Origin of the sequence: Sphingomonas crocodyli, from assembly GCF_004005865.1 — a bacterium.
GTDB classification, from domain to species: domain Bacteria; phylum Pseudomonadota; class Alphaproteobacteria; order Sphingomonadales; family Sphingomonadaceae; genus Rhizorhabdus; species Rhizorhabdus crocodyli.
Window position 1 is genome coordinate 556912 of record NZ_SACN01000002.1, and the last position, 16072, is coordinate 572983.

Annotated in this window: 16 protein-coding genes; 12 read left to right on the plus strand and 4 right to left on the minus strand. The window is 65.7% G+C overall.

The annotated features are described in order from the left end of the window. Positions 1–188: 188 nt before the first annotated feature. From coxB to EOD43_RS17330, 9 genes are all read left to right on the plus strand, one after another. Positions 189–1211, plus strand: a complete 1023-nt coding sequence (gene coxB, locus EOD43_RS17295) for a cytochrome c oxidase subunit II (protein ID WP_127745272.1) — start codon at positions 189–191, stop codon at positions 1209–1211. A gap of 12 nt (positions 1212–1223) precedes the next feature. Beyond that, on the plus strand, positions 1224–2912 hold the full coding sequence (gene ctaD, locus EOD43_RS17300; protein ID WP_127745273.1) for a cytochrome c oxidase subunit I: 1689 nt from the start codon (positions 1224–1226) through the stop codon (positions 2910–2912). A 101-nt stretch (positions 2913–3013) separates the two neighbouring features. Continuing rightward, the gene (locus EOD43_RS17305; protein ID WP_127745274.1) at positions 3014–3922 is read left to right on the plus strand and encodes a heme o synthase; all 909 of its coding nucleotides are present in this window, start codon (positions 3014–3016) and stop codon (positions 3920–3922) included. Further along, entirely contained in the window at positions 3919–4050 is a 132-nt protein-coding gene (locus EOD43_RS24065; protein ID WP_276318204.1) for a hypothetical protein, read from the plus strand. Before EOD43_RS17305 ends, EOD43_RS24065 begins: the two co-directional genes overlap by 4 nt. Then, entirely contained in the window at positions 4047–4622 is a 576-nt protein-coding gene (locus tag EOD43_RS17310) for a cytochrome c oxidase assembly protein (protein WP_127745275.1), read from the plus strand. The genes EOD43_RS24065 and EOD43_RS17310 overlap by 4 nt, the downstream gene beginning before the upstream one ends. Positions 4623–4665: 43 nt before the next feature. Further along, complete coding sequence (locus EOD43_RS17315) at positions 4666–5535, plus strand: cytochrome c oxidase subunit 3 (RefSeq protein ID WP_127745276.1); 870 nt, start codon at positions 4666–4668, stop codon at positions 5533–5535. Between the two features lie 76 nt (positions 5536–5611). Further along, positions 5612–5983, plus strand: coding sequence for a DUF983 domain-containing protein (locus EOD43_RS17320; protein WP_127745277.1), 372 nt, complete (start codon positions 5612–5614; stop codon positions 5981–5983). Beyond that, positions 5980–6603: an SURF1 family protein gene (locus EOD43_RS17325; protein ID WP_127745278.1), complete on the plus strand. Its 624-nt coding sequence runs from the start codon at positions 5980–5982 to the stop codon at positions 6601–6603. The genes EOD43_RS17320 and EOD43_RS17325 overlap by 4 nt, the downstream gene beginning before the upstream one ends. Then, positions 6600–7292 (plus strand): aspartate/glutamate racemase family protein, encoded by a 693-nt coding sequence (locus tag EOD43_RS17330; RefSeq protein ID WP_127745279.1) that lies wholly within the window; start codon positions 6600–6602, stop codon positions 7290–7292. The genes EOD43_RS17325 and EOD43_RS17330 overlap by 4 nt, the downstream gene beginning before the upstream one ends. A 127-nt stretch (positions 7293–7419) precedes the next feature. Here the strand turns inward: EOD43_RS17330 and EOD43_RS17335 are convergent, their stop codons facing one another. The 3 genes from EOD43_RS17335 to EOD43_RS17345 all read right to left on the minus strand — a co-directional run bounded on the left by EOD43_RS17335 (position 7420) and on the right by EOD43_RS17345 (position 11088). Then, positions 7420–8685, minus strand: a complete 1266-nt coding sequence (locus EOD43_RS17335; RefSeq protein WP_240653293.1) for an MFS transporter — start codon at positions 8683–8685, stop codon at positions 7420–7422. A 176-nt stretch (positions 8686–8861) separates the two neighbouring features. Continuing rightward, complete coding sequence (locus EOD43_RS17340; protein ID WP_127745280.1) at positions 8862–10487, minus strand: cation:proton antiporter domain-containing protein; 1626 nt, start codon at positions 10485–10487, stop codon at positions 8862–8864. A 247-nt stretch (positions 10488–10734) separates the two neighbouring features. Next, complete coding sequence (locus EOD43_RS17345) at positions 10735–11088, minus strand: hypothetical protein (protein WP_127745281.1); 354 nt, start codon at positions 11086–11088, stop codon at positions 10735–10737. A 178-nt stretch (positions 11089–11266) separates the two neighbouring features. Between EOD43_RS17345 and thrC the strand changes: the two genes are divergently transcribed. From thrC to EOD43_RS17360, 3 genes are read left to right on the plus strand one after another with little or no spacing between them, the layout of a single operon-like run. After that, the gene (gene thrC, locus EOD43_RS17350; protein WP_127745282.1) at positions 11267–12667 is read left to right on the plus strand and encodes a threonine synthase; all 1401 of its coding nucleotides are present in this window, start codon (positions 11267–11269) and stop codon (positions 12665–12667) included. Between the two features lie 6 nt (positions 12668–12673). Then, the gene (locus EOD43_RS17355) at positions 12674–13906 is read left to right on the plus strand and encodes a M16 family metallopeptidase (protein WP_127745283.1); all 1233 of its coding nucleotides are present in this window, start codon (positions 12674–12676) and stop codon (positions 13904–13906) included. Between the two features lie 9 nt (positions 13907–13915). Then, on the plus strand, positions 13916–14782 hold the full coding sequence (locus EOD43_RS17360) for a class I SAM-dependent methyltransferase (protein WP_127745284.1): 867 nt from the start codon (positions 13916–13918) through the stop codon (positions 14780–14782). A gap of 175 nt (positions 14783–14957) precedes the next feature. On the opposite strand, the gene EOD43_RS17365 is transcribed toward EOD43_RS17360, so the two are convergent. Beyond that, positions 14958–15947 carry a Rieske 2Fe-2S domain-containing protein gene (locus tag EOD43_RS17365; protein WP_127745285.1) on the minus strand — a complete coding sequence of 330 codons (990 nt, stop codon included), beginning with the start codon at positions 15945–15947 and terminating at the stop codon, positions 14958–14960. Positions 15948–16072 lie beyond the last annotated feature (125 nt).

A 16072-nucleotide genomic window follows, 5' to 3' on the forward strand; every position in this document is an offset into this window, starting at 1 on the left:
GGCTTGGCTTTCAATATCGCCGCTTTGCAGCATCGGCCCAGATAGGCGTGTGCGATAATCGCTTCAACCGCTTGCATTCCGCGCCATCCAGTGCTTGAGGGCGCGGGGAGCGACGCCTATAAGGCGCTCGATTTTCGACGGGCCCGATAACAAAGCCGTGGGTTTCCGCCGCGTTGACCGGGGGTAAGATGAAGACGTTCAAGACGATGATCATGGGGCTGGCGCTGGCCCTCGCCCCCGCGGCGGCGATGGCGCAGGAGGCGGCTCCGGCCGCGACTCCCGCTGCTGCGCCTGCAGCACCCGCAGCCGGGGCAGAGGCTGTGGCTGCGAAGCCCGCGTTCCAGCACATGGCCCCGACGGCGGACATCGGTCAGCCGATCCCCGGCGGCTTCAAGCTGCAGCCGCAGGTCACCCAGATCGGCCATGATGCGCAGTGGATGCACGATTCGCTGCTGATGCCGATCATGACGATCATGTCGGTCTTCGTGCTGATGCTCCTGGTCTGGGTGGCGATTCGCTACCGCGCCGGCGCCAACCCGGTGCCGTCGAAGACCAGCCACAACACGATGATCGAGGTCGTCTGGACGCTGGCTCCGGTCCTGATCCTGCTCGTGATCGCGGTCCCCTCGATCCGCCTGCTCGCGCATCAATATGCGCAGCCCAAGGCGGACGTGACGATCAAGGTGATCGGCAACCAGTGGTACTGGACCTATCAGTATCCGGATAATGGCGACTTCGAACTCGTTTCGAACATGCTGCCCGAAGACAAGCGCAAGCCCGAGGATGGCCCCCGCCTCCTCGCGGTCGACGAGCGCGTCGTCGTTCCGGTCAACAAGGTCGTGAAGCTGATCGTCACCTCGAACGACGTGATCCACAGCTTTGCGGTTCCCGCCTTCTGGACCAAGATGGACGCCGTCCCCGGCCGTCTGAACGAAACCTGGTTCAAGGCCGAGAAGGAAGGCCTCTATTTCGGCCAGTGTTCGGAACTGTGCGGCGCGCGCCACGGCTATATGCCGATCGCGGTCGAGGTTGTGTCCGACGCGAAGTATGCCGAATGGGTCCGTTCGAAGGGCGGCAAGATGCCGGGTGAGGGCGAGGCCGCTGCGGCGCCTGCTGCCGCTCCGGCTCCGGCCGCTGCGGCCCCCGCCGAGGCGGCTCCGGCCGGCGAAAACGCCGCCGAGCCCGCCGCTTCTCAGCCCGCGCAGAATTAAGGGCCAGACAAGATGACCGACACCACCGCACATCCGGCCGAGTTCCATGCGCATGACGATCATGCGCATCACGACGGCGATCATAAGCCGGCCTTCTTCGCCCGCTGGTTCATGTCCACCAACCATAAGGACATCGGCACCCTCTACCTGATCTTCGCGATCTTCGCCGGCATCGTCGGCGGTGCGATTTCGGGCCTGATGCGCGCCGAACTGGCGCATCCGGGCATCCAGTATCTGCAGACCTGGACCGCGCTGATGGGCGGCAATCCGGATTTCGATACCTCGCTCCACCTGTGGAACGCGCTGATCACGGCCCACGGCCTGATCATGGTGTTCTTCATGGTCATGCCCGCGATCATCGGCGGCTTCGGCAACTGGTTCGTTCCGATCATGATCGGCGCGCCGGACATGGCCTTCCCGCGGATGAACAACATCTCGTTCTGGCTGCTGATTCCGGCTTTCGCCCTGCTGCTCGGCTCGGCGTTCGTCTCGGGCGGCACCGGTAACGGCGCGGGCACCGGCTGGACCGTCTATGCGCCGCTGTCGACCAGCGGTTCGGCGGGTCCGGCGGTCGATATGGGCATCTTCGCGCTGCACATCGCGGGTGCCTCGTCGATCCTGGGTGCGATCAACTTCATCACCACCATCTTCAACATGCGCGCGCCGGGCATGACCCTGCACAAGATGCCGCTGTTCGTGTGGTCGGTGCTGGTTACGGCCTTCCTGCTGCTGCTGTCGCTGCCGGTTCTGGCCGCCGCGATCACGATGCTGCTGACCGATCGTAACTTCGGCACGACCTTCTACGATGCGGCCGGCGGTGGCGATCCGATCCTGTACCAGCACCTGTTCTGGTTCTTCGGCCACCCCGAAGTGTACATCATGATCCTGCCGGGCTTCGGCATCGTCAGCCAGATCATCTCGACCTTCTCGAAGAAGCCGGTCTTCGGCTATCTCGGCATGGCCTACGCGATGGTCGCGATCGGCGTCGTCGGCTTCGTCGTGTGGGCGCACCACATGTTCACGACCGGCCTGTCGGTCGACACGAAGATGTACTTCACCGCAGCGACGATGGTGATCGCGGTGCCAACCGGCATCAAGATCTTCTCCTGGATCGCCACGATGTGGGGCGGCTCGATCAAGTTCGAAGTCCCGATGCTGTGGGCGATCGGCTTCGTCTTCCTGTTCACCGTGGGCGGCGTCACCGGCGTTCTCCTCGCGAACGGCGGCGTCGACAACTACATGCACGACACCTACTACGTGGTCGCGCACTTCCACTACGTGCTGTCGCTGGGCGCGGTCTTCTCGCTCTTCGCCGGCTTCTACTACTGGTTCGGCAAGATGTCTGGTCGCCAGTACAATGAGTGGCTGGCGCAGATTCACTTCTGGCTGTTCTTCATCGGCGTGAACGTCCTGTTCTTCCCGATGCACTTCCTGGGTCTCGACGGCATGCCGCGTCGTATCCCGGATTATCCGGACGCCTTCGAAAAGTGGAACTCGTTCGCGACCCACGGCTACGAACTGATGGCCTTCTCGATGATCTTCTTCTTCGTGAACGTCTTCTGGTCGCTGTTCGCCGGTCGCAAGGTTGACGGCAACTATTGGGGCGAGGGTGCAACCACGCTCGAATGGACGCTGTCGAGCCCGCCGCCGTACCACCAGTTCGAGCAGCTGCCGCACATCGGCGACGACGATCATCACTGATCGGCTCTGACGACCAAGGAATGAGGGGCCGCCGCTTCGACGACACCGTCAAAGCGGCGGCTTCGGTTAGGGATCCTGTAGTTTAGGATTGGCGTATCACGATGGCGAGCCAGCCTTTTTCCGAAGCCCAGACGACCACGGCCGAATGGCGCGATTTCGTCGCGCTGCTCAAGCCGCGCGTCCTGACGCTCGTCGTCTTCACCGGGCTGTGCGGGCTGCTGGCCGCACCCGCGCATATCAATCCGGTTCTGGGTTTCACTGCCGTCCTCTGCATCGCGCTCGGCGCGGGCGCGGCGGGTGCGCTCAACCAGTGGTATGAAGCGGATATCGACGCGGTGATGAAGCGCACCGCCAATCGCCCGCTGCCCGCCGGCCGGATGGATCGCCAGACCGCGCTCCACTTCGGCGTCGGCCTCGCCGCCTTCTCGGTCCTGCTGATGGGCCTCGCGGTCAACATATTGTCGGCCGCGATCCTCGCGGTTTCGATCCTGTTCTATGTCGTCGTCTATACGATCTGGCTGAAGCGCCGGACCCCGCAGAACATCGTGATCGGTGGTGCGGCGGGCGCCTTCCCCGTGATGATCGGCTGGGCCGCGGCGACGGGCCGGGTGGAGATGCTCCCCGTCCTGATGTTCGCCACGGTGTTCCTGTGGACGCCGCCGCATTTCTGGGCGCTCGCCCTGTTCATCAACTCGGATTATGCCCGCGCCGGCGTGCCGATGCTGCCCGCCGTCGCGGGGCAGCGCGTCACCCGCATCCAGCAATTGCTCTACACGCTGCCGATGGTCGCATCGGCCGTCGCACCCTGGCCGCTGGGCCTGACCGGCGCGATCTATGGCGTGGGCACCGCGATCCTCTCGGCCATCTTCCTGCTGCTGTCGATTCGCGTCGGCTTCAGCCGGGTTGCCGATCCCGCCGCGATGAAGGCCGAACGCCATCTGTTCGCTTTCTCGATCGCCTATCTCTTCGCGATCTTCGGCCTCCTCGTTGCCGACAAGGTGTTCGCATGACCGATTTCACGCCCGAACAGCAGGCCGAGATTCGCCGCAAGCAGAAGTCGCGCGCGGTTGTCACCGCCGTGATCCTGGGCGCGCTCGTCATCCTGTTCTACGCGATCTCGATCGCCAAGATGCTGTGAGCAGCGCGGCCGCCCCTGCAGATCGCAACCGTCGCGTTGCGCTGATCGCCCTGTTCATGGCGATCGCGATGCTTGGCCTCGGCTATGCCGCGGTGCCGCTCTATCGCATCTTCTGCCAGGCGACGGGCTTTGGCGGCACGCCGATGCGCGCGGCCGCCGATGCGACGCCGGGCGAGGTGGCGGGCAAGATGATCGACATCCGCTTCGACGCGAATGTCTCGCCCAACCTGCCGTGGCAGTTCGCGCCGGAAAAGAAGAGCGAGCGGATCGTCATCGGCCAGCGCAAGATGGCATTCTTCGTCGCGAAGAATCTCAGCAACGAGCCCATCACCGGCACGGCGGCCTATAACGTCACGCCCGAGCTGGCCGGCGCCTATTTCACCAAGATCCAGTGCTTCTGCTTCACCAGTCAGACGCTGAAGCCCGGAGAGACGGTGCGCATGCCCGTCATCTATTATGTCGACCCCGCGATCCTGAAGGATAAGGAAGCGGGCAAGTTCAACGAAATCACGCTGTCCTACACCTTCTTTCCCGACAAATCCGCTGTGGATTCGCCGGCGACGGGCGGTTAAGGGACGGCAAAGCCAACCATATACGAGCATCAGGGGCACGAACATGGCCGGAGCGAAGAGCCACGATTATCACATCCTACCGCCGAGCCCGTGGCCCTTCATGGGCTCGATGTCGGCGCTGGCCCTCTTCGGTGGCCTGACGATGTGGATGCACGCCGTGCCTTATGGCGCGGCCATCGGCATCGCCGGCTTCATCGGCGTTCTCGCCACCATGTTCTTCTGGTGGTCGGACGTGATCAAGGAAGCGCATGCCGGCGATCACACGCCTGTCGTCGGGCTGCACCTGCGCTACGGCATGATCCTGTTCATCGCTTCGGAAGTGATGTTCTTCGTCGGCTGGTTCTGGGCGTGGTTCGATTTCTCGCTCTTCCCCGCCCCGGTGCAGGTCGCAGACGGCGTCGTCTCGCTGATCGAGGGGCCGAACAGCATCACGCACGCCGCCGGCCTGTGGCCGCCCAAGGGCCTGGAAGTTATCGACGCCTTCCACTTCCCGCTGCTCAACACGCTGATCCTGCTCTGCTCGGGCACCACGATCACCTGGGCGCACCACGCCCTGCTGCACGGCGATCGCGATGGTCTGAAGAAGGGGCTGTGGCTCACGATCATCCTGGGCGCGATCTTCTCGTGCATCCAGTTCTACGAATATGCCCATGCGCCGTTCGGCTTTAAGGGGCTGAACTATGCCGCCGCCTTCTACATGGCGACCGGCTTCCACGGCTTCCACGTGCTGGTCGGCACGATCTTCCTGATCGTGAACCTGATCCGCGCATATAAGGGTGACTTCACCCCGAAGCAGCATTTCGGCTTCGAAGCGGCGGCCTGGTACTGGCACTTCGTCGACGTCGTGTGGCTGTTCCTCTTCGTCGTCGTCTATGTCTGGGGCGGCTGGGGCGCAGCGGTTCACGCCGGCTGATCCGAAGCTTCGGACGCAAGACAAAGGGGCGCGGTGGCGATGGTCACCGCGCCCTTCGTCGTTTAGGGACAGCGCGATGAGCGACCTCACGCCCCCCCCTCCGGTCGACGCCGCCCTGCGCGGCCTGTGCCCGCGTTGCGGCGCGCCGGGGCTGTTCGCGGGCTTCCTGCGCTTCGCCAGCCGCTGCCGGGGCTGTGACCTCGATTATGACGGGTTCAACGTCGGCGATGGCGCGGCCGCCTTCCTGATCCTGATCATCGGCGCGATCGTGTCGGTGCTGGCGATCGTCGTCGAACTGTCGGTGTCGCCGCCCTGGTGGGTGCATGTGATCCTGTGGCTGCCGCTCACGATCGGGCTGACAATCGTGTCGCTGCGCTTCGCCAAGGGGCTGCTGCTCGCGCTCGAATATCGCAACGCCGCGCGCGAAGGGCGGATCATCAAGCCATGAAGCCGGTTCCCATCCTCCCGACCATCCTTGTCGCCGCCGCGGTCGCGACGATGATCTGGCTCGGCCTGTGGCAGGTCCGCCGTGCCGAGTGGAAGGAAGGCATGCTCGCCACCTACACCGCCGCGGTCGGCAAGGATCCGGTTCCGGGCATTCCCGCAGACGATGCGATCGACAGCGTCGCCTTCCGCCGCGCGCATGTCGCCTGCACGGTCACGAGCGCGCCGATCCAGCAGGGCGGGCGTAACCAGCGGTCCGAAACCGGCTTCCGCAACTTCGTCGGCTGCGCGCTGGCCGACGGGCGGACGATGATGGCGGATATCGGGTGGAGCGGGATCAGCGCAAAGCCGGTGCCCCCGTCCAACGGCACCGCGCTCGCCTCGATCGGCCGCCTCGTGCCCGATCCCGAACTGGCCGCGCGTGTGATCAAGGGCGCCGGCCATCCGCTCCCCTGGCTTGTCGTCATGGAAAGCCCGGTGCCCGGCTATCAGCCGAGCCTGCCGCCCGAAATCGGAGACATCCCCAACAACCATCGCAGCTATGCGGTGCAGTGGTTCCTGTTCGCGAGCGTGGCGGTGATCATCTACATCATCGCACTGCGCCGTCGCTGGAGGCAAAGGTGAAGACGATCGGCATATTGGGCGGGATGAGCTGGGAAAGCTCCGCCGCTTATTACGCGCTCATCAACCGTGGGGTGCGCGATCGGCTCGGCCCCCCGCATTCGGCGCGCACGCTGATGCTCTCGGTCGATTTCGCGGAGATCGCCACGCGCCAGCATGACGGCGACTGGGCGGGACTGGAGGCGATGATGGTCGCCGAGGCCAGGCATATCGAGGCGGGTGGCGCGGACATGCTGCTGATCGCCACCAACACGATGCACATCGCCGCCGATGCGGTGCAGGCCGCGATCGCGATCCCGCTGCTCCACATCGGCGATGTCACGGCGGCGGCGATCCGCGCGGCGGGTTTTGACAAGGTGGGCCTGCTCGGCACCGCCTTCACGATGGAAAAGCCCTTCTACCGCGAACGTATCGCGGCCGGGATCGGCGGCGAGGTGATCGTGCCGAGCGACGCCGATCGCGCGACCGTCCACCGCATCATCTATGACGAGCTGATCGCCGGCATCGTCCGCGACGAATCGCGCGAGGAATATCGCGGCGTCATCGCGCGTCTGGTGGCGCAGGGCGCGCAGGCGATCATCCTCGGCTGCACCGAAATCATGCTGCTGGTGGGGGAGGACGACAGCACCGTGCCCCTGTTCGACACGACGACGCTGCACGCGGCAGCGGCGGTGGAGGCGGCTCTCTCCTAAAGTCCTCCCCGGAACGGGGAGGGGGACCATGCGGAGCATGGTGGAGGGGGCAGGAGGCTGGGTGTTGTCGCTTGTGGCGAACCCCCTCCGTCGCCTTCGGCGCCACCTCCCCGTACCGGGGAGGATTTCAGGATGGTTTGGTCTCCGGCATCCGCCACAACACCGGCAGCACGCACAACGCGACCGCCGCGATCATCACGCCCGGCACCAGCGGCGATCCGGTGCGCGTGATCAGCAGGTGGGCGAGCCACGGCGTCACCCCGCCGAAGATCGCGGTCGCGCCCGTCGCGCCGAAGGCGAGGCCGCTGAGCCGCCCTTCGCCGGGCAGCAATTCCGCCGTCGCGACCGCCCCGACCGCGCTCACCGCGCCGCCCAGACCCGCGAGCGCCACGGCCCCCGCCAGCACCGCGCCGAAGCCTGCGCCCGCCATCGTTCCGAACAAGGCGATCGGCAGGATCGCCCCGCCCAGCCCGACGGCGATCAGCACCGGCCGCCGCCCGATCCGATCGGACAGCAGGCCGACCAACGGCGTCACCGCGATCACCACCACGGCCGCGATCGTCGACAGGCTCAGCGCATCGGCTTCCCCCATCGTGCGCGTCGCAGTCAGGAAGGCGGGGACATAGGTGATGCCGACATAATAGCTGATCGATCCCAGCGCCGAGATCGCAAAGCCGCGTGCGATGGCGGCGCGATGATGGCGTGCGGCATGGGCGATCGGGTTGGCGGGCACCGATCCTTCGGCGCGCTGCCGCTCGAATTCGGGGCTCTCCTCCATGCTCGCGCGCATGATCAGGACCGCGCCGGCCAGTGCCGCGCCGATCAGGAAGGGGATGCGCCAGCCCCAGCTGTCGAGCGCGGCCGGGGCGATGCTCGCGACGGTCACGGCGGATATGCCGACGGCGAGCAAGGCGCCCAGCTCGCTCGCCGCCGAGGCCGAGGAGGTGATCAGCCCGCGCCTGTTGGGCGCAGCACCTTCGATCAGATAGGCGACCACCCCCGTATATTCGCCGCCCACCGCGAAGGCCATGACGCAGCGGAGCAGGATCAGCGCGACGCCCGCCCCCGGTCCGATCGCCTCGCGCGTGGGGAGCAGCGCGGTCGCCAGCATCGCCGCGGTCATCAGCGCCATCGATCCCAGCATCGCGCGCCGCCGCCCATATCGGTCGCCGATATGCCCGAACAGGATCGCGCCGATCGGCCGCAGCAGATAGGCGATCGCAAAGCCGCCCAAGGTCGTCACCACCGAAGCCTCGCCCGCGCCGAAGAACAGCCGCGACAGGATCGTGACCAGATAGAGGTAGAGCGTGAAATCGTACCACTCGACCACCGTCGAAAAGGCCGCTATCGCCATCGACGTGCGCGAGATCGGGCGGTGGAGTGGGGTGGTCATCGGGGGAGTGTAGTCGAGGGCAGAGCCTTCTCAAATCCTCTCCCGGAGGGAGAGGGGGACCACCCGAAGGGTGGTGGAGAGGTATTGGCCGGCAGCGAGCCGGTGCGGTTGTTGTGACTACCCCTCCACCGGCTTCGCCGGTCCCCCTCCCCCTCCGGGGGAGGATCTAGGGCACATCACCCCACACACAACTCCGCCATGCGTCGCGCGATTTCGCGTTCGCCGGAGATCACGCAGTCGGCGCCCAGTTTCTCCAGATGCTCATATTCGGCATCCGAATGCGATCGGGCGATGACGCGGATGTTGGGGCAGATCGCACGCGCCTGTTCCAGCACCGCGCCCGCCTCGAATCCTTCGGGGATCGCGATCAGGATCACGCTGGCATGGTCCGCGCCTGCCGCGCGCAACGTCTTCTGTTCGACGGCGTTGCCGGTCACGACCTCGTAACCCGATTTGCGGGCGCGCTCGGCCATGTCCTTTTCGCCTTCGATGATGACGAAGGACCGCGCCTTCTCGCTGATGTCGCTGGCCAGCTGGCGGCCGACACGGCCGTAACCGACCAGGATCCAATGCCCCTTGCGCGCCGGCTTCTGCTCGGTCTCCGCCTCCGGCTCGGCATCCTCGGCCTCGCGCCGGGGCACGAAGGAGAAGATGATCGGGTTGAGGAAGATTGAGATCATCGCGCCCGCCAGCACCATGTCGCGAGCGTCTGCCGGCAAGATTTCCAGATTGGCGCCCAGCGTGATCAGGATGAACGAGAATTCGCCGATCTGCGCAAGGCTGGCCGCGATCGTGATCGCCTTGTGGCTCGAATGGCCGAAGGCGCGGACGATCGCATAGGCCGCGATCGATTTGCCGACCACGATGATCCCCACCGTCGCCAGCACGCCCAGCGGCTGTTCGACGACGATGCTGGGATTGAACAACATGCCCACCGACACGAAGAACAACACCGCGAAGGCGTCGCGCAGCGGCAGCGTCTCTTCGGTCGCGCGGCGGCTCAGTTCGGTTTCGCCCAGGATCATGCCCGCGAAGAAGGCGCCCAGTGCGAAGCTGACCCCGAACACCACGGCCGCGCCGAAAGCGACGCCCAGTGCGATGGCGAGGACGGCGAGGCGGAACAGCTCGCGCGATCCGCTATGCGCGACCCAGTGGAGCGTCGAGGGGATGAAGCGCCGCCCGACGATCAGGATCAGCGCCAGGAACCCGCCGACCTTCAGCAGCGTGCCGCCCAGCGCCATCGCGATTTCGGTCGTCCCGCTCGCGCCTTCGCCGCTGGTGGAACGGGCGAGGACCGGCAGCAGGACGAGCGCCAGCACCATCACCAGATCCTCGACGATCAACCAGCCGACCGCGATCCGCCCGCGTTCGGTATCGACCAGATCGAGCGACTGCATCGCGCGCAGCAGCACCACGGTACTCGCGACCGACAGCGCCAGGCCGAAGACGAAGCCCGCGACGGGAGTCCAGCCGAACAGCCAGCCGAGCCCCATGCCCATCAATGTCGCCGCCGCGATCTGCCCGATCGCGCCGGGCACCGCGATCTTTTTCACCGACAGCAGGTCGCGCAGCGAGAAGTGGAGGCCGACGCCGAACATCAGCAGGATCACGCCGATTTCGGCCAGTTCGTTGGCCAGGCCCGAATGGGCGACGAAGCCGGGGGTGAAGGGGCCCACCGCGACGCCGGCGAGCAGATAGCCCGCGATCGGCGATATGCGCATCCGGTGCGCGAGCGCGCCGAAGATGAAGGCGACGACAAGGCCGGCGACGATCGTCGCGACCAATGGGGTATGATGCGGCATGGCGGCTCGCTTTCACATGTTGGGGCGGCCACCGGTCGGCCGCCCCACGGGGTCATTCAAAAGGGTCGCGGATCTTCATTGTACGGCGGCGCTGATCAGCGCGCCGATGATGCCCGCGGCGGCGGCCACGCCGCCCCACAGGGCGAAACGGAACCATCCGGGTGGCTTTCGCCTGTCCATAAACACCTCCGATTGGGATAAACCAACGGGATAGAGTCGCCGCGCGAAAGCGGCCGTTCGGACGGGATCAGGCGTGCGGCGGGGCGCGGGGCCGGGCGTTGCCGCGTGAGTGGCCGGGCAGGTCCGTCGCGACGAACGGCAGGACGAAAGCGGGCGCAATCGCGACGGGCGCGACCGCCATCGTCAGGATGATCGCGCGCCGATCGGGAATGTGGATGTCGGGGGCGGGCGGGGTGTGCCGCGCGGCCGATTGCCGGGCGACGGTCTGCGACCGCGATTTGAGCGCCACGCTGGTGGTCGCCGGATCGAAGGCCGATCCCACCATCTTGGGTGAAGAGATCGCCCCGCTGGGCAACGCGCAGAGGATTGCGGTCCACAACGCCACCCAGGCCGCGACGACGAAGCTGTAGCGAGGTTTCACTCGCGGCTTCGGGCCTGGAATTGCGGTCGTTTCGATCATTGCCTTCGCTGTCTTACCATATCGGCCAAGTGTTGTGGGCGGAAATTGTTCCCCCGCGGGGGTCGATCGCCTGCCTTTTCACCGTAAAAACCCCGTTCTTCTTGCCCCTGTGCGCCGCAAAGCCTAAGGCCCGCCGATCATGCAGTATGTCAGCACGCGCGGGGCCGCACCCCGGATGGGATTCGAGGATGTCACGCTTGCGGGGCTCGCCAGCGACGGGGGGCTTTATGTCCCCGAAAGCTGGCCGGGATTTTCGCGCGATGAGATCGCGGCGCTCAAGGGCTTGTCCTATGTCGATACGGCGGTCGCGGTCATGCGTCCCTTCGTCGCGGGCGCGCTGACCGACGAGGAACTCAAGGGCCTGTGCGAGACGGCCTATGGCCGCTTCAGCCACGCTGCGGTCGTGCCGCTCAAGCAGCTCGATCATCGCCAGTGGGTGATGGAGCTGTTCCACGGCCCGACGCTCGCGTTCAAGGATGTCGCGCTCCAGCTACTCGGCCTGCTGTTCGAACGCTTCCTGCGCGATCGCGATACGCATCTGACGATCGTGGGCGCGACCAGCGGCGACACCGGCTCGGCCGCGATCGATGCGGTGGCGGGCCGTGCGAAGATCGACATCTTCATGCTCCACCCCAAGGGCCGCGTGTCCGAGGTGCAGCGTCGGCAGATGACGACGGTGCTCGCCCCCAACGTCCACAATATCGCGATCGAAGGCAGCTTCGACGATGCTCAGGCGTTGGTGAAGGCTATGTTCGCGCATCAGAGCTTCGCCACACGCTACAACATCGCCGCGGTCAATTCGATCAACTGGGCGCGGTTGATGGCGCAGGTCGTCTATTATTTCTATTCGGCCGTGCGCCTTGGCGCGCCCGATCGCCCCGTCGCCTTCTCGGTGCCCACCGGCAATTTCGGCGATGTGTTCGCGGGCTATGTCGCGTCGAAGATGGGGCTTCCGGTCGCCAAGCTGATCGTCGCCACCAACGTCAACGACATCCTCCACCGCGCGCTTTCTGCCGGTGATTATTCGGTCGGCACGGTCACGCCCACGGCGGCGCCATCGATGGATATTCAGGTCAGTTCGAACTTCGAACGCCTGTTGTTCGACATGCATGGCCGCGATGGCGCGGCGCTCGCCGCGTCGATGCGCGGATTCGAGGAGACGAAGAAGCTCGCCATCCCCGCCGCGATGCGCGGTGAGGTCGAAGGGCTGTTCGCCAGCACCCGCGTCGACGCCGATCGCATGGCGCTGGCGATGCGCTGGGGGCAGGACAAGGCGGGCGAACTGCTCGATCCGCACACCGCGATCGGCTTCGCTGCCGCGCAGGATGCCGATCTGCCGGCCGACGTTCCCGTCGTGACGCTGGCGACCGCGCACCCGGCCAAGTTCGGCGACGCCGTCGAGCGCGCGACCGGCGTGCGCCCGACGCTGCCCGGCCGTGTCGGCAACCTGTTCGAGCGCGAGGAGCGTTACGCGACCTTGCCCGCGACGATGGAAGCGATCGAAGGCTTCGTCGCCGACCAAGTCGGGGCTGACGCTTAAGTCGCCATGTCGGCTCCTTTGATCCATCGCCTGCCCAACGGCTTCACCGTCGCCGCCGATCCGATGGCGGGGGTGGAGACGGTCGCCATCGGCCTGCACGTCGATTGCGGCGCGCGGCATGAGGAGGCGCGCACCAATGGCCTCGCGCACCTGTTCGAACATATGGTGTTCAAGGGTGCGGGCGGCCGTAACGCGCGCGAGATCAGCGAAGCGATCGAAAATGTCGGCGGCTATCTGAACGCCTATACCTCGCGCGATCAGACGGTGTTTCAGGCGCGGCTGCTGGCCGATGATACGCCTTTGGGCGTCGGCCTGATCGCCGATCTGATCCGCAAGCCGCATTTCGAACCGAGCGACCTCGTCCGCGAAAAGGATGTGGTGCTGCAGGAACTGGGCGAGGCGCGCGACCAGCCCGACGATATCATCAACGATCATTTCCACTCGACCGCCTGGCCAAAGCAGGCCTTCGGCCGCCCGGTGCTGGGCGACGAGGAAACGATCGCGGCGATTGGCCGCGACGATCTGTTCGGCTGGACCGAACGGCATTACCGGCCCGACGCGATGGTGCTGGCGGCGGCGGGCAAGGTCGATTTCGACGCGCTCGTGGCGCTCGCCGAAACCCGCTTCGGCGACATGGAGCAGGCACCCCGCCCGGTGGCCGACGTGGCCGTCTATGAAGGCGGCAACTTCGTCGAGCGGCGCCGGCTGGAATCGGCGCACATCCTGTTCGGGCATGAAGGCCTGTCCTATCTCGATCCCGATTATTACGCGCTGATGCTGTTCAGCCAGGCGGCAGGCGAGGGTTCTTCCTCGCGGCTGTTCCAGGCGGTGCGTGAGGAGCGTGGCCTCGCTTATTCGGTCGGCAGTTCGGTTTCGGCGTGGCGCGATACCGGGATGATGACCGTCTATCTTGCGACCGCGCGGGCCGAGGCGGCGGGTGCGGTGAACCTGTCACGATCGATCCTGCACGATACGGCCGCGACCCTGAGCGACGTCGAACTCGCGCGCGCCAAGGCGCAGATCAAGGCGACGATCCTGATGGCGCTGGAATCGGTACAAGGCCGCGCCGACCGGCTGGGTTTCCAGACGCTGGTTCACGGCAAGCCGCTCGATCTCTCCACCATCGTCGCGCGGATCGATGCCTGCCAGGTCGATCAGGTCCGCGCCGTCGGCACCCGCATCCTCACCGGGCGCGAGACGCTGGCGACGGTCGGCCCCGCGCTGAAGGCGGCGGCGTGACGCATTGATATGGAACTGAAGACCCTCATCACCGAACCCTGGGACGATTACGGCCTGATCGACAGCGGGCATGGGCGCAAGCTGGAGCGGTTCGGCCGCTTTCGCTTCATCCGCCCCGAACCGCAGGCGATGTGGGCGCCCGCCACGTCCGACTGGCAGGCCGATGGCGACTTCATCGCCGCGTCCGATGAGGATGGCGGCGGCAAGTGGCATCTCTCGCGCGATGTGCCGCGCGGCGGCTGGCATCTGAAGTGGGAGGAGGTTCGCTTCCTCGCGCAGAACACGCCCTTCCGTCATCTCGCCTTCTTCCCCGACATGATGCCCCAATGGGGATGGGCGCGCGAACGCACGCAGGAGGGCAGCGAGATGCTCAACCTGTTCGGCTATACCGGCGTCGGCACGCTGGCGCTGGCGGGCAAGGGCGCGCGCGTCACGCATGTCGATGCGTCCAAGAAATCGGTCGAGGCGGGCAAGGCCAATGCCTTCCTGTCCGACATGTCCGATCGCCCGATCCGCTGGATGGTCGACGACGCGGTGAAGTTCGCCGCCCGCGAAGTGCGCCGGGCGCGTCGCTATGACGGCATCATCCTCGATCCGCCCAAATTCGGGCGCGGGCCGGATGGGGAAGTCTGGCGGCTGGAGGAACATCTTCCCGGCCTGATCCAGCATTGCCGCAACGTGCTGGATCGCAATTCGCGTTTCCTGGTCCTCACCGTCTATGCGGTGCGCATGTCGGCGCTGGCGATCGGGGCGCTACTCGAACAGATGCTCGGCGACCTCGGTGGTCGCATCGAAGTCGGCGAAATGGCGGTGCGAGAGGAAGCCCGCGGCCTCCTGCTCCCCACCGCTATCTTCGCGCGCTGGGTGAACGACTGATCCTATTATCTCCCCTCCCTGCCTAGGGAGGGGATTGAGGGGTGGGTGCGCGCGTCTGCGCGCCAAAAGACTCTCCGCCGCTCGATAAAAGAAAAGGCCGGGGGATCGACCCCCGACCCTTTCTTACCCACCCCCAACCCCTCCCCAGGCAGGGAGGGGAGTTTAAAGGGCGCGATTACGCCGCCAGCAATTCCTCGGCATATTCGCGCCACTTCATGATCGGGCCGTCGCCGGCGCAGATCAGCGGGCGTTCGAGGTGCTTCTTGAAGTTCAGCACCTTCATGTCCTGATCGATCTCGGTCATCACGCGCGCGGCGAAGGCCTTGCCGATCTGCTCGTTCATTTCGGGCGAACCGGTGTCGAGCATGAACATGCGGATCCGCATCAGGCTGCGTTCGCGGTCGATCGGGGTGATCGTGTTGTTCTGGCAAAAGCCATAGCCGGTGCCGAGCACGACATGGCTGACCATGCTCATCCCGCTGAAGTTGAACTGCATGAAGTGGATCGCGGTGCGCTCGCCATCGGGCATCGCTTCGAAATTGACCTCGAGGCCGAAATCGTGGCGCACGACGTCGGCGATCTCGGGCATGCCGTTGCTGCGGTGAAGCTGCTGGATATGCGCAGTGTCGAAGATGTTTTCATGCAGGTCACGCAGCGGCACGGTGGTTTCGAAGCTGCGCTCGAACGCGGGCAGCCACACCTTGTCCGAATGCGCCTCGATCACGTTGTACGGCTTGGCCTCGGGCGCCGCGCCGGCATTGTGCCACCACATCAGCACCATGCCGTTCATCTCCATCGTCGGGTAGAAGCTCAGCTTCGCCTGCGGGGGAACGAACTTGGTATAGGGGATCGAGTTGCACTTGCCGCTCGTCGCGTCGAAGCGCCACTTGTGGAACGGGCAGACGATCTCGCCCGCATCGATGCAGCCGTCCGCGCTCGCCAGATGCGCGCCCAGATGCGGGCAATAGGCGTCGGCCACCTTCGCATCGCCATTCTTGTCGCGGAACACGATCAGCTCGCGGTCGAAATAGGATACGGGCAGCAAGGTGTCGGCGCTGATCTCGGCGCTTTCGGCGACGCAATACCAGCCTTTGCCGAAGCCGACGGTCTGGTCGCGATGCGACATCGGGATCGGCGGCAATTCAATGGGGCTCATCTCGTTCATCGTGTCTTCTCCTCGCCGGAGGCGATCCGCACACGAACCGGCGCGCGGACGGCCAGCCTTTTTCTGTTTTGAGCGGGGCCATCACATAATGGATCGCGCCCGCCGTCAAGGCAGGAGGCGATAAT